Below are 17,548 nucleotides of genomic sequence, written 5' to 3'. Positions count from 1 at the left end.
GTCAGCCGGAAAGCTTCTTCCGGCAGCGGAAGCTGCTCCTGATGCGCCAAAGAAATGGCACTCTCTCCCGTCAGTTGCCAAGCAGCTTCAGGACCCGCAGGCCGGTTCCCTTGCTGTTAACATCCTTTTGCCCTGTATTGCGAATCACAACAGACAGCGGTCCGCGCGTTGTCCGGACCGGGAACAGCACAGGAATGGGACGGTACGCGTTCAGGCACCAGTCATCGAACAAATTGACCGGCGTAAAGGGCTCGCCGTTGACAGAATATTCAAAGATTCCAGAGTCCGGGCCGTATAAAAGCAAGACACCCGCACTTTGCCCTGTGACGGTGAAGGATAATTCAGCCCCCGGCTGCTCCGCCGCCTTGTGCTCCGTGGAGAACCGCCAGTTCATCAGCGGGTCATCCGGAAGCAGCACGGCTGTCCTGAACTCTGCGGAATATGCAGCAGCGCTATAAGGCAGCATAATTCCGTATTCATAATTGCCGGCTTCAAGCGGCACCGCCGGCCACGCCTTCGGTTCTGGCGCCCCGCCCGCCGGTCCGCTAAGTGCAGAAACCAGATATTCCTGCATATATCCGGCATAGAGCGCGTATCCGGCATCATGCGGATGGTAACCGTCCGGTGCCAGGATACTCCAGTCGATCCCTCCCGCCTGCATCCCTTCATAGATGCGGAAGGCGAAATTAACGGCCGGAATGCCGTAATACTCAGCCACCTCTTCATGAACGGCAATATTAAAAGGCAGCGGGCCAGTCAGATTCTTAGGTGCCGCTGTATAGACGAAGCAAATATCCGCTTCAGGCGAGAGCCGGCGGCATTTGCGGACGATCCCCTCCATTCCGCGGACCGATTCGCTCCGCTCCTCACCATCGTTCACGCTGAACTCGACGAACAGCAGGTCAACGGGGCCGCTGTACAGCACATGCTCCTCAAACCGGTGCGCCCCGAGCGAAGAGTTTGTACCGCCGACGCCTGCATTAATGAATTCAAAAGTTTGCCCCGGATAGGCCCGCTGTAAATACTGTACAGTCAGCGCCCGCCAGCTGGCGGATTCCGCTTCCGAAGCACCGGCGCCTTCGGTGATCGAGCCGCCAAGAAATGCAACCCTGAGGCTACCTTTATGCCGCAGCTTGGCGCGGAAACGGGGGAGTCCTCCGCGTTCTGCAATATAAAAACCGTTGTTGTTATTGGGTTCAGGCATGATCTTCTCCTCTGTATTCCTTTCGTCATTTGAGCTGCCCGCGTCCGAAGCTGCCGCCAGGAAACAGCGATGCCGGCCTGAAATACGAGCCGGCATCGAGTCTAGCCTTCAGCGCCGGGTTACCCGCTGCGCCCGGGGCCTTCTGTCCATGTTTTTATTTGACTGACGAATCATACGCCTTTTGCAGAATTTCCAGGTAACGGTCCAGCTTGAGGTCTTGCAGGCCTTTGACGTAAGCGTCCCAGTCTTTGTTGAGATCCTTGTTGCCGGTGATGAACTGCAGCTCATTCTGCTCAATGTAGTTTCTGAGGTTCGTTTGCAGCATGCTGGCTTCATCGATTTCGCTAGGATCGATCCAGATCGACCAGAGAGGGAACAGTTCCTTCGGTTCATGGCCTTGATACAATAAAGAAGCATCATACAATCTGCGCTCATAGCCGTCCGATGCATAAATGTCGGTGCCTTGTACCCAGGTGTCGCGGTATTCTTTCGGCATATAGAAGTGGCCCATACCGCTCCATCCGGCGTTGCGCGGCGCTTCGCCTTCCTTCATCGGAATAGTTTTGACTACAGGCGTTACGCCTTCACCCAGCGCCACGTCTCCCGGTGCCGGATCTTCCCAGTCGATGCCTTTCATTCCGCTGGCCGCGTTGGTCTGGCCTTCCGGCGTATACATGTAATCTACCAATTGGATCAGGGCAATTTGCGCTTCTTTGCTGGCTTTGTTGGTGATGGCAAATTTGGCGCCTGGCGATACTCCGCCAGCATCATGCGTAGCATAGGAGATACCCGACGGTCCGGTGAGCGGCGCTAACGGATTGTAATGCGCCGACCGGGTGTTGCCCGGATCGATATTGATGAAAATGGCAGGGTGCATACCGGCGCCGGCGCCGAGGATTTCCGCATCGGCGTTTTCGCCGATTTTTTTGAAAGCTTCCGCATTTTGCGTAAATGCGCCCGGATCGATCAGCCCTTCGGTGTACAGCGAACGGATATAAGTCAGGCCTTCCTTCCATTCCGGTGTAACGGCTGCGGACACAACCTTACCATCCTGCAGATTCAGGTAGTTACGGTCATCGTCATACACGAATGAGTTCATCAGATACGGAACGATGCGCACGCCGAAATCTTCGGTGGAACCGCTGAGCGGCACTTCGTCGGCTTTGCCGTTGCCGTTCGGGTCTTTGGTTTTGAACGCTGTCAGCATGGCTTTGAATTCTTCGGTCGTCTTCGGCATTTCCATGTTGAGCTTTTTCAGCCATTCGGTGTTGATCCACATTTTATTCGGATACGAGCAGTGAAAGCATTCGGTGTATGCGCCCAGGCCGTAGATATTACCGTCCGGAGCAGTATAAAGCGTTTTCATTTCAGGTGACTCTTCCATCGCCTTTTTAATGTTCGGCGCATATTGGTCAATCAGATCGTTCAGCGGAATCAATACGCCCTGCTTGCCGTATTTCAACACGTCGGCTTGTGAGAATTCATCGATGTAGGCGGTGATCAGATAAGCATCCGGATAGTCGCCGCTTGCCAGCGAGATTTGGCGTTTTTCCTTGGCACCGTCTGAAGGGTTGATCTCCCAGTCGAACTTAATGTTGAACTTGTCAGCCGCGAATTGGGTGAACTTGTTGGTTGGGATATCGATGCCCGATTCCTGGACGGCAAAGACACTGACTTCAACCGGTTTGGCGTCCACTCCCTGCGTAGCTTCCGTACCGTTTTCGGCGTTTGCGGCATTGTTCACATTATTTTTGTTATTGCCCGAACAGCCGCTGATGATAATGGTGAAGACCATAACCAGCGATAGCAGACTTAGCAGTTTCTTTTTCAAATGTCATCACTCCCTTTTTTAGTTTAGACAAGTGTTGCCTACAATGTCCAGCCGTAAAGTCCGGCGGATCACCCCCTTAACTTGGTTAAGCGCATAGGCTTAAGGGCAGGGACTTAGCCTTTTACGGAACCGACCAGCATCCCCTGCACGAAATACCGCTGCACGAACGGATAAATGATCAGCACCGGAAGCGTCGCCACGACGATCAGCGAATACTTCAGAAGCTCGGACAGCTGCTGTCTTTCAACCATCGCCATCGCGTCCATGTTGCCGGAGCTGTTGTTCATGATAATGATGCTGCGCAGCACGAGCTGTAGCGGGAACAAATTGGCCGATTTCAAATAGATCAGAGCATCAAAATAGGAATTCCACTGCCCTACCGCGTACATTAGGACAAGCACCGCAATGATCGGCTTAGAAAGCGGCAGCACCACACTGCGGATAAACCGCATATCGCTGCAGCCGTCAATCTCGCTGGCCTCCAGCAGTTCCTCGGGAATCGAGGATTGAAAAAACGAGCGTGCGATGATCACCTGCCACACCCAGATAGCATTCGGGATGAGCAAAGCCCAGCGGGTGTCGATCAGATGCATCTCCTTGACCACCATGTACGTCGGAATGAGACCGCCGCTGAAGATCATCGTGAACGTAATGACCATCATCAGCGCATTGCGTCCAAAGAACGTCCGCCGAGAAAGCGGATAAGCTATCATGATCGTCAGCGTCACACTGATCAGCGTGCCGGCGGTCGTATAGAAGAGGGAATTCAGATAACCGGTCGTAATCTCGGGCGTTTTCAAAAGAACGCTGAAGCCTTTGAACGAAATGTCGACGGGATAGAGCCACACTTTGCCCGACGTTACTGCAGCCGGACTGCTGATGGAGCTGCTGATGATGAAGATCAGCGGATAGATGATCGCGATGACCACCAGTGCAAGGATGATGTATATTGCAGTCAGAAAAATGCGGTCGCCCGCCGATTCTTTGATTTTCTTTGGGACTTTCTTAGGAACTGCTGCCGTAGCTGCCATACAGGAACTCCTTCCTACCAAATACTGTTGTTGGTGATGCGTTTAGCGACTCCGTTGACCGTTACGAGGAGGACCAGGTTGATCAAGGAGTTGAACAGGCCGACAGCGGTCGCGAAGCTGTAGTTCGCGTTCAGCAGGCCGATCGAATACACATAGGTCGCAATGATCTCGGAATTCGCGATGTTCAGCGGATTTTGCAGCAGATATACTTTCTCAAATCCAAGCGCCATTACATTGCCCACATTCAGGATCAGGATGATGACGATGGTAGGCACGATGCCCGGAAGGTCCACATGGCGGATCTTCTGAAAACGCGAGGCACCGTCGACCTTGGCCGCTTCATACAGCGTAGGGTCGATCCCGGCGAGCGCCGCCAGATAAATGACTGCACTGTACCCCGCCGTCTGCCAGATGTCCGACCATACATAGATGGAACGGAACATGCCGGGCTCACCCAGGAAGTTGATCGAGTCCATTCCAAAAAAGTTGAGTGCGATGTTGGCGAACCCGAGGCGCGGAGCCAGGAACAGCATGATAATGGAGACCATCACCACGGTCGAGATGAAATAAGGTGCAAAAGAGATGAGCTGCACGAACCGCTTGAACCGTCCGCCGCGGATTTCGTTGATCATCAGCGCCAGCAGAATCGGAATCGGAAAGCCGGCCAGCAGCAGGTAGCCGCTGAGCTTCAGCGTATTTTTGAGCAAGGTCCAGAACATCGGATTCTCAAAGAACAATTGGAAGTTTTTGAAACCGACCCACGGACTGCCCCAGATGCCTTTAATGACGTTGTAATCCTTGAAGGCGAGCACCGCGTTCAGCATCGGATAGTATTTAAAAATAAGGAAGAACAGGATTGGCGGTATAACCAGTAAATGCAGCTGCCAGTGCTTCATTATTTTTCTTCCGGTTCTTGCCAGAATCCCTTCGCCCCTTCTGTGGGGCACTGCCGTATGGTGAGTAGCCAATGGTTTCTCCAGAATAATCCCCCCTGATAAACTGCCGGTAATGTGTGATAGCGCTTTCTACACGAGCTCATCATAGTGGATGATTGCCGGCTTTGGATAGGTACACTTGCGCGGTTTGACGTACAGATCGCCCGTTTTGGAGGGGGCAAAACTCAGGGGTACAGCCATTTTTCAGCTTGCTGCCCGTCCACGGGCAACAAAAAACGGCTGCACCGTCCTAAGGGGACGATACAGCCGTGAGGGGGGTTATTCAATGTGCGACTGTCTGTACGTGCTCGGTGAAATGCCGGTCAGGCGTTTGAACGCCCGGCGGAACGAATGTGAGCTGTTGTAGCCGACCCGCGCGGCGATTTCGTCGACGGTATAATTGCTCTCTTTCAGCAGCATAGCGGCCTGGTCCATGCGCACCTTAACCAGATGGTCGGAATAATTGACACCGGTGACCTCCTTAAACAGCTGGGAGATATATTTCTCCGGCCGCTCGACATGCTCGGCGACACGGTACAGCGTAAGCTCGGCATCGGCATACATTTCCGCGGTATACTGATACATCTGCCGGATAATCAGGATATGCGCGTCTTTCTTTTTGCTTACGACAAAGCTGCACATCTCCTCCATGATGCTATGCAGCTCTTCCCGGATGCTCTCCAGCGGATCGGAAAAGTCGATATCGATGATCCTGCGTTTGGTATTCTCGAACAGCGGCGATTCCAGGAACGTCTTCTGATCCAGCAGCTTCAGGAAGGTCCCCTTCATCTCGCCGACCAGCTGATGCTTCATCTCCACAGACAGCTCACGCTGGCCGAAGTTCTGGGCGAAGATTTCATTGATGATCCGCTTCGCCTCCTCCAGCTCTCCCGCGCGGACCGTGCTGATCAGGCGCTGCTCCGTATCGAGCGGATAATAATAGGTTGTGTTCTCGATTCCTGCCTCACGGCTCCACAACATGCCTTTTTTATTGACGTACACCGTGTATTCCAGCGCCTGCTTCGCCTGCTCGAAAGAACGGCTGGCCTCGTTCACTGCAGCAAAATGATCGCCGAGTCCTGCGTGGATCGTCATCCGGTATTCTTCGGACAAATACCCTGTCAGACTCTCCATGATCTGCGAGATCCGCTTCTCCTCCGCGGGGCTTCCTTCCCCGGCCAGAAACAGAGCGACGACTTTATCCGAACCGGTATCCGTCGTCAATATCGCCGGCTCCCTTTCCGACAGCGCCTGCTTGAGCAGCAGCCGCGACGCGTTCAGCTCGTTCAGAATCTCAACGCTGTCCATGCCGGAATACCCGCTGATCTGGATCACACCCGCATACCCGGCGCCTGGTCCGAGCTGAATGTCCGCCTGCTCCGCCGCATAGATGATCTCGTCCCGGGATTCGAATTCGCCGGCGATCAGCCGCTTGAGGAAGGCATCACGGATCAGCGGCAGCTGCCGGCCCAGCTCGCTCTCCAGTTGTTTGTTCTTCGTGATCATATCGGCAATATTACCGCTCAGGAAGTCGAAGCTGTCGCGCTCATGGGTCTCCTCTTTGCCGAACTGCTCCCTCATGACGCCGACCAGCCGGTTAATCGGTGCGCTGTTCCGGTAAGCCAGCACTAGACCGGCCATGAGTCCGAGCAGCAAAGTTCCGCCGGTGATGGCCCATGATCTGTATTTGATCCGGTTTGCGTTCTCCAGAAGCACACTGCGCGGAATACCGGCCTGGTAGACCCAGCCGTTTTTTCCGGAACGGGTTGTAATGACGAGATCATCTTCATAAAACTGGCTGACCTTGTTCTTGTCAAAAGCCGGATCAGTCGCAAGCTTGCTGATGTACGGGGCATCCTCCCCCTGCTGAACAATCGTATTCCCGTTCTCGTCGCTGACATGCACCCAGCCGCCGTACCGCTCGGTCAGGCCCGTCAGCATGCTGGAGATCACCTTTTCATCGATGTTGACAATGACGACGGCGGGCGAAGAGTCCTTGAAGCTGTCCAGCGGCAGCGATTGCATATAGGTAATAACCGAGGTCTGGATAGTCCGCTCCACAAACGGGCTCAGCGGGCGGATTTCGCTGCGGTGGGTTTTCTCGAGGAATTCCTTGCGCCACTCGTTCAGAGACAGATCGTTATAATGAAACACCTCGTAAAAATACTCGGGACGGTAAGTGGAGCCCGAAGTCAGGATCAGATTGTAATTGGCCAGATAAATATAATAGTCCTGGAGAAAATCGTTTGTTTGGCCGGAGGTAAGCACATTCTGCATCGTATTCCAGATTCCGTAGACATTCGTGCTGTTGTCCCGCTCGTTCATCAGTACACTGAGCTGTTTATTGATCGCCAGCTGCCGCGTAAAGCCCTCAACCTCGGCCATGCGGCGCTCCAGGATATCCTGGCTTTTCTGTAGCTGAGTCACGCTGTTCTCGATGGATAGCGCCTGCGTTACCGTAATGGACGTGCGGTAGGACATATACCCGCCGATGCTCGGAATGATCAGAATGATGAGATAGGAGAATAAAAATCTGCGGAAGACGTTAGAGTATTTATGCATAAAATGACCTCCCCCTTTTGGTAGCGCTATCATTTTTGTATATCTCTGCCGGAGCGGATCATACCGGAACCTAATAAAAAGCAGCGATTACCGCAGGGGTGTTCACTGCCTTTTATTAGAAATTCCGGGGAGTCTCTGAATTTGTCTCTTCCCGTTTATAAAGTTTAATACAAACGGGCGCCTCTGTCTGCCCCGAATTCCCGGAAAGCGCTCCACCGGTTGACGCGAAAAAGCACCTCACGGTGCTATGCTTCTGCCCCCTTTCGAAAAATGGCGCCAAGGGACCCGGATAGTCCGGGTCCCCGGCAGCCTTGTTCTGCGGGAAAGTCTCAGATGAAAGCGCGCGTCAGGCTTCAGGGAGCCGTCGCGGCCTGGATGTCGGCATACGCCCAGTGCGTAGCCGGAACATCGCTGAACTTGGTTGCTGCACTGCCGGCGGCGGAGATGCCCAGCACGCGGTTCATCGCCACCACCGTTTCTGCACGGGTAAGCGGCTGACCCGGCCGGAAGGAGCCGTCCGGATATCCTTTCAGAATGCCGGCCGCCTGGGCTTTGAGGATGGCCGCCTTCGCCCAGCTTCCGGCAATGTCGGAGAAGCCTTGGCCCTGGCCGGCTGTTTCAGGCAGCAGCGGAACGATCAGTGAAGCCAGCTCCGCCCTCGTCAGCGGCTGGTCCGGCTTGAAGGAGCCGTCAGAATACCCTTGCATCAGCCCCAGCTTCGTCACTTTGGCAATGGCTTCCGCCGCCCATGAACCGGAGCCGACATCGCTGAACGCCACTGCACTGCCGCCCTCTTTATCAGCAAGGGCGTTCGCGAGAATCGAAGCGATCTCGGCGCGCGTGATATTCCGGTCCGGCTTGAACTGGCCGTCCGCATAGCCCTTCAGATACGGCGATGCTGCCGGCGACGGCGCTGGGCTTAGCGGATTACCGCTTGGCGACGGCGTCGGTGTTGCCGATGGCGTAGGAGTGGCAACCGTGCCGCCCGGGTTCGAGTTGCCCGGGTTCGGGGTACCCGGGTTTGGGGTGCCCGGGTTCGGTGTGCCTGGGTTCGGGGTACCCGGGCTTGGGGTGCCCGGATCCGGGGTGCCCGGCGAACCGCCGCTTGCGCCCACCGTATATTTCAATTGGTCGATCAGCAGCAAATCGCCCGATTTTTTCACCACCTTAATCGTGTGCAAGCCGTCCGCAAGCCCGGAAATACTGTAAAGGTTCTGCTGAATTTGCCGGCTGACATGGTTCGCGTCAACCGTATCTTTGAGCGTACCATCGACATATATTTGCATTTCGCCGAGCACCGGACCCTTCGGTCCAACGAGCTGAACACCTGTGCCCTTGAAGACGTACTGGACATAGTCACCGTTGTTAGCTGTCCACTGCACATCGTTCTGATAGTCCCCGCCAAATTGGAAGGTCAGCTTCCGCGTACCCGTCGGCTGGTTGGCAAGGTACGTTTTGCTCAAGGTGACCTTGTTACCCGACAACGTGTAATCGGTGCCCTCATGAAGCAGGCTGCCCCCGCTGGAAATGCCTTTGAACATCCCCGGCTCCTGCAGCAGCAGCACGACTACATCGGCTTGTGCAGAGACGTTTTTATCAAAGCTTGCAGTGACCGGGTTAATCAGATCCGGCACCTCGACCTTCAGCATATCGAGCAGCATATAGGTGCCATTCTTCTTCACTGCCTTCAGTGTATGCAGACCTTCCGGCAGCCCGGAGACACTGAATACGTTCTGCTGCACCTTTCGGGTACTGCTATAGGTGCTGACCGTTTGCTCAAAACGCCCATCAACATAGATATCAACGTCGCCCATCGAGTTATCCAGCTCCGTATACATCTGGATACCGGTACCCCGGAAAGTATATTCGAAGAAGTCTCCGTTCTGCTCCGTGAAATGCACGTCGTCCATGTAATCACCGAAGGTTCTGCCGCTGTTACGCGACCAGGAACCGGTGTATTTGATTGATGAATCATCATTGTTGAGCACAATGTACTGTACAGTGTTCGTATTGGTAATCTGGAGCGTCAGCAGCTGCGGGTCACCGGCGCTGAACAGGAAGGTCAATGCGGTCTGCCCGACCGGTTGGGCGGCAAGATACTCCTTCTTCAAGGTTACGGTACCGTCTTCAAAGGTGTAATCATTGCCCTCTGTTAACTGCGTGCCGTTATTCTCGATGGCCGTCAGCGTATTGCCGTTCAAATCCACAGCAACGGCAATGTCCTGCTGCAGTGAAGCCGCTTTGTCAAAGCTGCCCGTTGCCGGCACAATCGAGCTGCTTGCCGTTGCGCTCGTCTTGATCTCGATCGGCCAGAGTTCGCCTCCGCCGCCTTCAAAATCGAAGATCAGTGTGGTCTCGCCGAACGGCTGCTTCAGCAGGTAATTCTTCAAAACCTTAACCGTGCTGCCGGTCCGTTCATAATCGGTGCCGATAACCAGCGGGGTAGCGCCGTTCCGGATGCCGAGGAATGAATCGGCGCCCAGCAACAGTTCGGCACTCAGATCAGCCTGCTTGCTGATCTCCTTGTCAAAGCTGCTGCCGTCCGGCACGATCAGCTTATCCGCCGTCACCTTGAGCGCGTCGAGCAGCATATAGGAACCGGAAGCTTTGACCCCCTTCAGCGTATGCTCACCGCTTGGCAGCCCGGATATGCTGTACACCGCCTGCTGTACTTCTCGGTCTCCATTACTATAGGTGCTGACCGTTTCCGGCGTAACATCGTCATCCAGATAAATTTCAATATCGCCCTGCGAGGAATCCTTTTCGGTTATAAGGTCGATTCCCGTTCCGGTAAAGGTATATTCGAAATAATCTCCATTGTGCTCGGTATAATGCACATCGGATTTATAATCGCCAGTCGGGCGGCCCGACTGGTTATTCCAGCTAGATCCGTGATATTGAATCCGGCTGTCGCTGTCATTGACGTAAACCGAGCGGGTAACGGTCGTTCCGCCGTTGCCGTTCCCCGGTTGTTCAGGCTCCGCCGGGACATCTAATGAAGTATCGGTAATGACGACGCTGAGATCCTGCGCCGCTTCCGTCAGTTCTTTACCGCCGCTGCGCGACCACGTGCCGGTATAACGCATGCCGGTGTCATCGTTATTGACGGCGGAAACGCCGCCTTTGGCCGTTACCTTAAGCATACGTGAGGCATGCGGCTCCAGAATACCTCCGCTGAAGCCCGTGTCAAACGTGCCGAGTTCCGTGTGGCTCCACAGGTCACGGACAGACGCCGGACCTACCAGTCCGAAATCGCTCCAGTCGACTTTCACTTCAGCACTGCGGCTGCCCAGGTTAAACAACGCCACATTATAGGTGCCGTCTCCGTTGTTGGCATACCAGACCTGCTGCTGCGTTCCGGTTGATACCGGATGCGCGGGGCGTCCCGCCTGATTGACAGCAATGACTTCGTCGTTGGTAAGCAATTGCAGCCCGTAATCGTCCAGCCGTGTCAGGTCGTTACCCACATACAGCTGGGCTGCAGAAACCGCCCAAAAGGTCATTGCGGTCTGCCGCTCGTCTTTGGTCAAACCGTCCATGGCGCCGTTGCCGACATTCAGAGAATCGAAGTCGTTCCAGCCTCCGGGGCCGGCATCTCTCCACCACAACGCGGCATCGGGAAACAAGCGGGCAATATTGGCCCACTGTGTCAGCCCGACTTCGGGATTATAGGCTTCCACGTCCCACTGAATCCGCCAGCCGTTAGCGTATTGTTTCCAGTAGTCCACATAATTGTGGTCGAGTGCCCAGGACAACTCAAACCAGATCCCGTGTCTGGCCAGGGCCTTGGACCAGGCGGCGACATCGCCGCGGGCATCGATGGAGGTGTTGTTGTAGCCGGAGCCCGGAGTAACGCTGTCAAATTTGACGAAATCAACACCCCAGGATGCAATCAGGTCGGCGATAGAATCGACGTATTCCTGCGCACCGGGTTTGGTGAAGTCGATTTTATAACCGATATCCCAATAGTCGGCTTTCTGCAAAGGCAGGTAAGCGATATCCTGCATATGGTACTCCGTGCCGTAGATTGGCAGGTTCTGCTCATACGCCTCTTTGGACATGCCCGGAATCAGATAGATTCCGACCTTCTGGCCGTTGTTATGGATGTAATCGATCAGGTTCTCGAAGCCGTTTGGATACAGCATCGTGCTTGGAATAGGCCGGGCATATCCGTCCATGCTGCCGTTCCAGCCCGCGTCGATATTGATATATTCATAACCGTGTGATTGCAGCTTCTCATGCATGACATCGGACATTGTTTTGAGCTTCTGCTCTGAAATCCAGTTGCCTTGCGGACCGTCATACACCTGCATGCTGTAACTGCTCCAACCCATATAAGGCTTCTGGGCCAGCTCTTTATCCGCCGCTTCCGCTACATTGCAGCCGATTCCGGTGAATCCAATTTGCGCGACAACAGTCATCAACATCAGCAGCATGTAACCCAGCTTTCTCCTCATTCGCTTCAAATACTCCCGCCCCCTATGGTTTTAAGTGGTCGTACTCGTACGTAGGCCAATTCGTGTTATTTCCCGGGAAACGTTTACAAAACAAAGCCGGCAAACGGTGTGACAGCGCTTTCTACACGAGTTGATATTATTGTTTTTTCCAAGCCTTGGGTAGGTACATCTGCGCCGCTGAACGTACATTTCACCGCAAGCGACAGGGGGCAAATGCTCAGCGGTGCATCCAAATTTCTGCTTCGGGAGACTTCATCGCTTATCAGTAGTGAAAGCATGCAGGAAGTTAGATGAAACCAAGAAGAAATGCAAAAAGCAGGCACGGTTATTACCGTACCTGCTCTCGATACCTTCTAGAGCGGTTTTTCGGGCTACTCGGGATCTGGCCAGTCATCTCCTTCACGGCGGTATACCCAGTCACAATACAGTTCTGTACCAAAGGGTTCCTTAGCCAACGCTACGCCGCCGAAGGAGATGTCCATTCCATTCAGATTGATTTGTTCCGATAAATAGACAAGGACATCATGTATACCGCCATCGCGCGAGGATTGAGCAATCAGGACAAACACTTCTTTTTGCTCCACGGTTAATTCCTGCAGCACCTTATTAACACGTGCATTTTCCTCAGTTTCAGGCCAGCCCTTCTCCATAATCCAGCGGACATACGGACCTGGTGACCGCTCTACCAAGTCATCGACAAAGGCTTTATACAATTCTAGCGGCTGATCCTTCATCTTTAGCCTCCTATAGCTAGTTTAATAAACTTCCCCTTCATCTCCCTGCACTTTAGCGCCCAGCCCTGCTGCGACCTCCTTCATCTTGTCAATCACATAATCATCCGCTCTGGACACGGATATCCTGCCCTGCGTATAGCTGAACGGCACGCTCTCCCCTTCATCAATCCAGTTGAAGAAATCTCCCCCGATACTGAGCGTTCCGAATGGGCTTTTATGGGAAATTCCGCTGCTGTACTCAAACTCCCCTAGAGAAGCAAAATAGGCCTTGGCTTCTTCCAGGGAAATCGGATTGCTGCCGCTCTCCGTCCAGTGTCCTGCCCGGGTAATATGCACATCATAGCTCATTACATGATTTCTCCTCACATTAGTAGTATGGTGGCATTCCAAACATAAATAGATCAGCTCCGCGGCCCGGCCACGGAATCCCGATGGACAATATCGGCTGCGATCAAGATTTTTTCCAGCGGCGCAGACGGGTTGTGGATACGGTTCAGCAGCTTCTCTACTGCGGCCCGGCCCATTGCTTCTTTGGGGACATGTACAGTCGTAAGCGGCGGTACACACCTGGTTGCATCTTCAATATTGTCAAAACCCGTCACGGAGACATCAGCCGGTACATTCAAGCCTTCCTCCCTCAGCACCTCACAAACCGTAAGGGCGGTAAAATCATTTCCGCATAGCAGCGCGGTCGGCAGGTTTTTGGCTTTTTTCCGTTTGAGCAGCCACTGCTTGAACTCTTCATGAAATACTACGGAATCCATATCCTCCAGCATTAGCATCTCATCGTCACCGGCGGGAGGCTTCATACCATTCTCTTCAAGCGCGCTGCGGAAGCCGATCCAGCGGTCCCTGAAGCTGCGGGAATAGCGGATCGGGGCGATTAAATGCTGCTGCGTATGGCCTATACCCAGCAGATGATTGCTTAGCCGGGCCATCGAATCAATATTGTTCGCAAACACCGTATCGCTCGGAATTAACGGGTCTTCATGGTCAATCAGCACCATCGGCAGGCCGATCCGGTGCACCTCCAGCAGCAGTGAGGTAGAGATCTGACCCACCCCTACCAGGCCAAGCAGGCCGTTCGGATTGAGGATATTCACGAAATTATCGGCACGGTGTTCAGAGACAATAACCATACCAAGGCCTTCCTGATCAAGGGCAAGCGCAATCCCGTCAACAATTTTCCCCCAATATAAGGAGTCCTGCGTTTGTGAGCGGATATTAGGCATCAGCACCAGTACCGATTGCTTGTTCCGGTCCCCTCCTGCGGCCTGGGAGGAACGCTTCATATTTTGCATGTATGCATTTTTTTGGGTGAAATAGCCCAGCTGCGAAGCGGCCTGGATTACCCGCTCTCTCGTTGTTTCGTTGACACCGCCCTTGCCGGAAAGAGACTTGGAAACGACAAACTTGGATACGCCCAGATGATCGGCAATTTTCTGCATCGTAACTTTTTTAGCCATATGTATAACCTCCAATGTGTTCTTAGATTAAGTGTACTGCCTTTAAGGCTGCGAAGAGGGCAGCTGCCCTCCCCGGGCTTCTAACCATTTCTCATTTAACTCATCAAAAGCCTTCTGTAAATCAGGTGCGGCAATCAGCTCCTGGATATAGTCCCCTGAGGCAAACGACAGTTTCGAGCGGTTGGCCATATCTATAAAAGCATCCGTCTGCACAGTGGCTTCAACCAGCTGCGGATGATAGGAAAGGAATTCACGGTACTGTTCCATCGAAGGCTCTGCATGATCATCTGCCGGAAGGAATCCCTCTGAGGTATAGGAGGTTTCTTTAACCAGGAAATTCACCCAGGCCATCGATAATTCTTTGTTTTTGCTGAATTTGCTGACTCCAATGAACCAGTCAGGGTTAAGAGGCGCATAGTGCGAGGCCCCATTATCATAAGGAAACGGGAAAAAACCGATATCCTCCGGAGCAGCTCCGGCGTCCAGAATCTGGCTGATCGTCCAGTTTCCGGTCAGGTACATACCCGCCTCACCTTTCGCCAGCTTGGTTTTGGAGATCTCCCAGCTGTTGGAGAACAGCTCTTCCTCCACGTAGCCTCTGGCAATCAGGGCTCTGGCAATCCCCACCGACTGCCCCCACTCATTATCCAGCTGCCAGGGGCTGTTCTCATGAACCATGTTATTCATATAATCGGGATTGCCGGTCATATAGTTGACCATATTGTTGCCCCATTCCCGCAGCGGCCAGACCGCACCATAATTCATATACAGCGGTATAATACCCGCCTGCTTCAGCTTGGCGCAGATGGCGTAGAAATCATCCAGCGTCTGAGGGATCTCGGTGATCCCCGCCTGTTTAAACGCCTTCTTATTGTAAACGATCCCGCTGGTGGTTGTCCCTGTAGATAAGCCATATCTTTTGCCGGCATAAGTAGCGAAGGTAGTGAACCGCTCATGGGCAGACATTTCTGCACTCAGCGGCTCAAAAAAATAACTCAGTTCCTTCGCAGGCAGATTGACCGGCAGCAGCAGCACATCACCGGCATCCTTGGTAGAGAGACGCACCAGAATGTCGGTGGCATAATTGGATAAACCCTCGAATTCAACACTGGCCTTCGGATACTTCTTTATAAACTGGTCCGCGTATCCTTGCATCGTGCCGTTCTCAATAAGATCGATCCGGTTGGTCAGCATAAGGATATTACCTGACAGACTACTCTGTTCATTATCCGCAGCCGGCGTTGCCGAAGGCTCCTGCCTGCTGCTCCGGTTCTCACAGCCCGCAGACAGCAGGAGCAGAAACAGGAGCAGAAGCATCGTTTGCAGTGTCCAGTATGCTTTTGTCATTTTCAAAACAGATTGCTCCTTTCTGTCTCCGGCTTGCTGGCTTGCGGTCCCGGAAGCGGCAGGGACAGAATTACATCTGTGCCCTTTCCGGGTTCGCTGAACACCTCTATGCCATAGGCCGCTCCATAGTTCAACTGGACCCGCTGATGCACATTCTTCATCCCGATGCCTCCGTTTATGCTTTTCTTCGGAGGTGTCTCAAGCTTCAGATTGTCATTCAGCTTGTCCAGGGTAACCCGGTCCATCCCGCAGCCGTCGTCGCGGATATGAAACAGCAGCTTGTGCTCAGTAATCTCACAGCTGATACTGAGATGCATATGTTCCTTGCTGTCATCCAGCCCGTGATAGGCGGCATTCTCAATAATCGGCTGGAACACCAGCTTGATAATCGAGTAGTCATCCAGCTCCCAGGGAACATCAATTTGCAGCACAAACCGCCCCGGATAGCGGCAGCCTAAGAGTTCAACATAATTGCGGACATACATCAGCTCCTGCTTCATTGTTGTATGGCCGGACAAATCGCTGGTACTGTAACGCAGCAGCTTGCCCAGAATCGAAATCATGTCAGCTGCTTCTACATCATCGTTGATTTCCGCAGTCATGCGGATAGACTCCAGTGTGTTGTAAATGAAATGCGGATTGATCTGGCTCTGCAGCGCATGCAGCTCCGCTTCCTTCTTCTGCTCCTCTATCCGGTAAATATCCTCGATCAGCTGGCGGATGCGCGCGAGCATACGGTTGAACTGATGACCGAGCAGGCCTATTTCATCCCGGCGTTTCACGCGGAAGTTGACATCCAGATCACCGTTCTGCACTTTTTTCATCAGCTGAATCATTTGTGTCAGCGGTTTGGTCAGGGCAAAGGACAGAATAATGGAGATAATCAATGCGAGTACGATAATAATCAGTGTCGCCGCCAAGGTTGCGTTGCGGGTCAGCTTCACATCACGGGTCAATTCATCGACCGGAATGGAGATAATTACCTTCCAGTTTGTCTTCGAGGAACTCGAGTAAATGTTCAGGCGTTCCTTACCCGACACCGTATCATAAAAGCTTCCGGCGGCTCCCTTGGCACTGCGGAACAGTGAAGTATGGGAAATATCCATTGTTAACAGCTTCTGGTCACTGTCATAAATGACCTTGCCCGCTTCATCTACGATCAGGGACTTGCCATGAGTTACCTCATCCAGCTCCGCCACCTGGAACTCCAAGTTGCTGACATTGGCTTCTACCGCAATCAGTCCGATCGGGTTCCAGAGGCCGTCGACAATTTTGCGGACAACCGTATAAGCATAACGGGTACTCTGCAGATTGGTGGTATAGGCCTGAGTGCCGAACAGCAGCGCCTCACCGCTCGAATCCTTCACCTGCTGGCTCCAGAATTTGTAGCTCTGATCCAGATCAAGCCGCACACCGCCATCCTTAGCTGAATAATAGCCATTGCCGTAGGCATCAAAAATATAGACAGAGTTCGTCCCCCGTTTAATATTGTTGATGAAGGAAATATTGCCTTCGATCCCTCTCTGGATGGACAGAAGCAGATCAAAATCACCTGGTGCAACACTGCTCCGGTCTGTATCTCCTTCAGTCAGCTTCTTCTGTGCATAATAGCGGTTGGAGCGGATCAGATTCTGTTTGATATCGTTTACATACGCAGGCATCGAAGAAATTCGCTTCATGTCTTCTATGTAGTCGTCGACCCCATCCATCATTTGATCGATTAGCTTCTCCGAATAAGCAACCGTGTTACCTTGGATCGACTGTGTATAGCTCTTGAAGCTGATCACACTGATAACCGAAAGCGGCAGTGTAATAATAACCAGGAAGACTAGGAGCAGCTTTCGTTCCATGCCCATGTCCCCAATAAAGGACCACCAGTTGTGCTTGTACTTTACTTTCATCCGGTCCTTCTCCTTCAATCAGCTTTACCTAACTTTTTCAGCCAGCATAACAATTACCTAACAAAATAATTATACTTGTT

Annotated in this window: 11 protein-coding genes; all 11 read right to left on the bottom strand. The window is 53.1% G+C overall.

The window, feature by feature from the left end; all coding sequences use genetic code 11:
• Window positions 1–70: 70 nt before the first annotated feature.
• The 11 genes from QU597_RS08420 to QU597_RS08370 all read right to left on the bottom strand — a co-directional run bounded on the left by QU597_RS08420 (window position 71) and on the right by QU597_RS08370 (window position 17,468).
• Window positions 71–1,204, bottom strand: a complete 1,134-nt coding sequence (locus QU597_RS08420; protein ID WP_310832228.1) for an SGNH/GDSL hydrolase family protein — start codon at window positions 1,202–1,204, stop codon at window positions 71–73.
• Between the two features lie 154 nt (window positions 1,205–1,358).
• Complete coding sequence (locus QU597_RS08415) at window positions 1,359–3,035, bottom strand: extracellular solute-binding protein (protein ID WP_310832227.1); 1,677 nt, start codon at window positions 3,033–3,035, stop codon at window positions 1,359–1,361.
• Window positions 3,036–3,148: 113 nt separating this feature from the next.
• Window positions 3,149–4,066 carry a carbohydrate ABC transporter permease gene (locus tag QU597_RS08410; protein ID WP_310832226.1) on the bottom strand — a complete coding sequence of 306 codons (918 nt, stop codon included), beginning with the start codon at window positions 4,064–4,066 and terminating at the stop codon, window positions 3,149–3,151.
• 14 nt (window positions 4,067–4,080) lie between these two features.
• A complete protein-coding gene (locus tag QU597_RS08405) occupies window positions 4,081–4,962 on the bottom strand; it encodes an ABC transporter permease (protein ID WP_310832225.1) in 882 nt (293 codons plus the stop codon).
• 318 nt (window positions 4,963–5,280) lie between these two features.
• The gene (locus QU597_RS08400; RefSeq protein WP_310832224.1) at window positions 5,281–7,563 is read right to left on the bottom strand and encodes a helix-turn-helix domain-containing protein; all 2,283 of its coding nucleotides are present in this window, start codon (window positions 7,561–7,563) and stop codon (window positions 5,281–5,283) included.
• 353 nt (window positions 7,564–7,916) lie between these two features.
• Window positions 7,917–12,020 (bottom strand): X2-like carbohydrate binding domain-containing protein, encoded by a 4,104-nt coding sequence (locus QU597_RS08395; protein ID WP_310832223.1) that lies wholly within the window; start codon window positions 12,018–12,020, stop codon window positions 7,917–7,919.
• A gap of 371 nt (window positions 12,021–12,391) precedes the next feature.
• A complete protein-coding gene (locus tag QU597_RS08390) occupies window positions 12,392–12,754 on the bottom strand; it encodes a DUF6547 family protein (RefSeq protein ID WP_310832222.1) in 363 nt (120 codons plus the stop codon).
• Window positions 12,755–12,775: 21 nt separating this feature from the next.
• Window positions 12,776–13,102, bottom strand: coding sequence for a hypothetical protein (locus QU597_RS08385; RefSeq protein ID WP_310832221.1), 327 nt, complete (start codon window positions 13,100–13,102; stop codon window positions 12,776–12,778).
• 53 nt (window positions 13,103–13,155) lie between these two features.
• Complete coding sequence (locus tag QU597_RS08380; protein WP_310832220.1) at window positions 13,156–14,220, bottom strand: LacI family DNA-binding transcriptional regulator; 1,065 nt, start codon at window positions 14,218–14,220, stop codon at window positions 13,156–13,158.
• A gap of 42 nt (window positions 14,221–14,262) precedes the next feature.
• On the bottom strand, window positions 14,263–15,567 hold the full coding sequence (locus QU597_RS08375) for an ABC transporter substrate-binding protein (RefSeq protein WP_310833262.1): 1,305 nt from the start codon (window positions 15,565–15,567) through the stop codon (window positions 14,263–14,265).
• Between the two features lie 2 nt (window positions 15,568–15,569).
• Window positions 15,570–17,468 (bottom strand): cache domain-containing sensor histidine kinase, encoded by a 1,899-nt coding sequence (locus QU597_RS08370; protein ID WP_310832219.1) that lies wholly within the window; start codon window positions 17,466–17,468, stop codon window positions 15,570–15,572.
• Window positions 17,469–17,548: the final 80 nt, after the last annotated feature.

This window comes from Paenibacillus pedocola (assembly GCF_031599675.1).
GTDB lineage: Bacteria > Bacillota > Bacilli > Paenibacillales > Paenibacillaceae > Paenibacillus_AQ > Paenibacillus_AQ pedocola.
The sequence above is the reverse complement of the archived record's forward strand: the minus strand, read 5'-3'. Positions and strand labels throughout refer to the sequence as shown.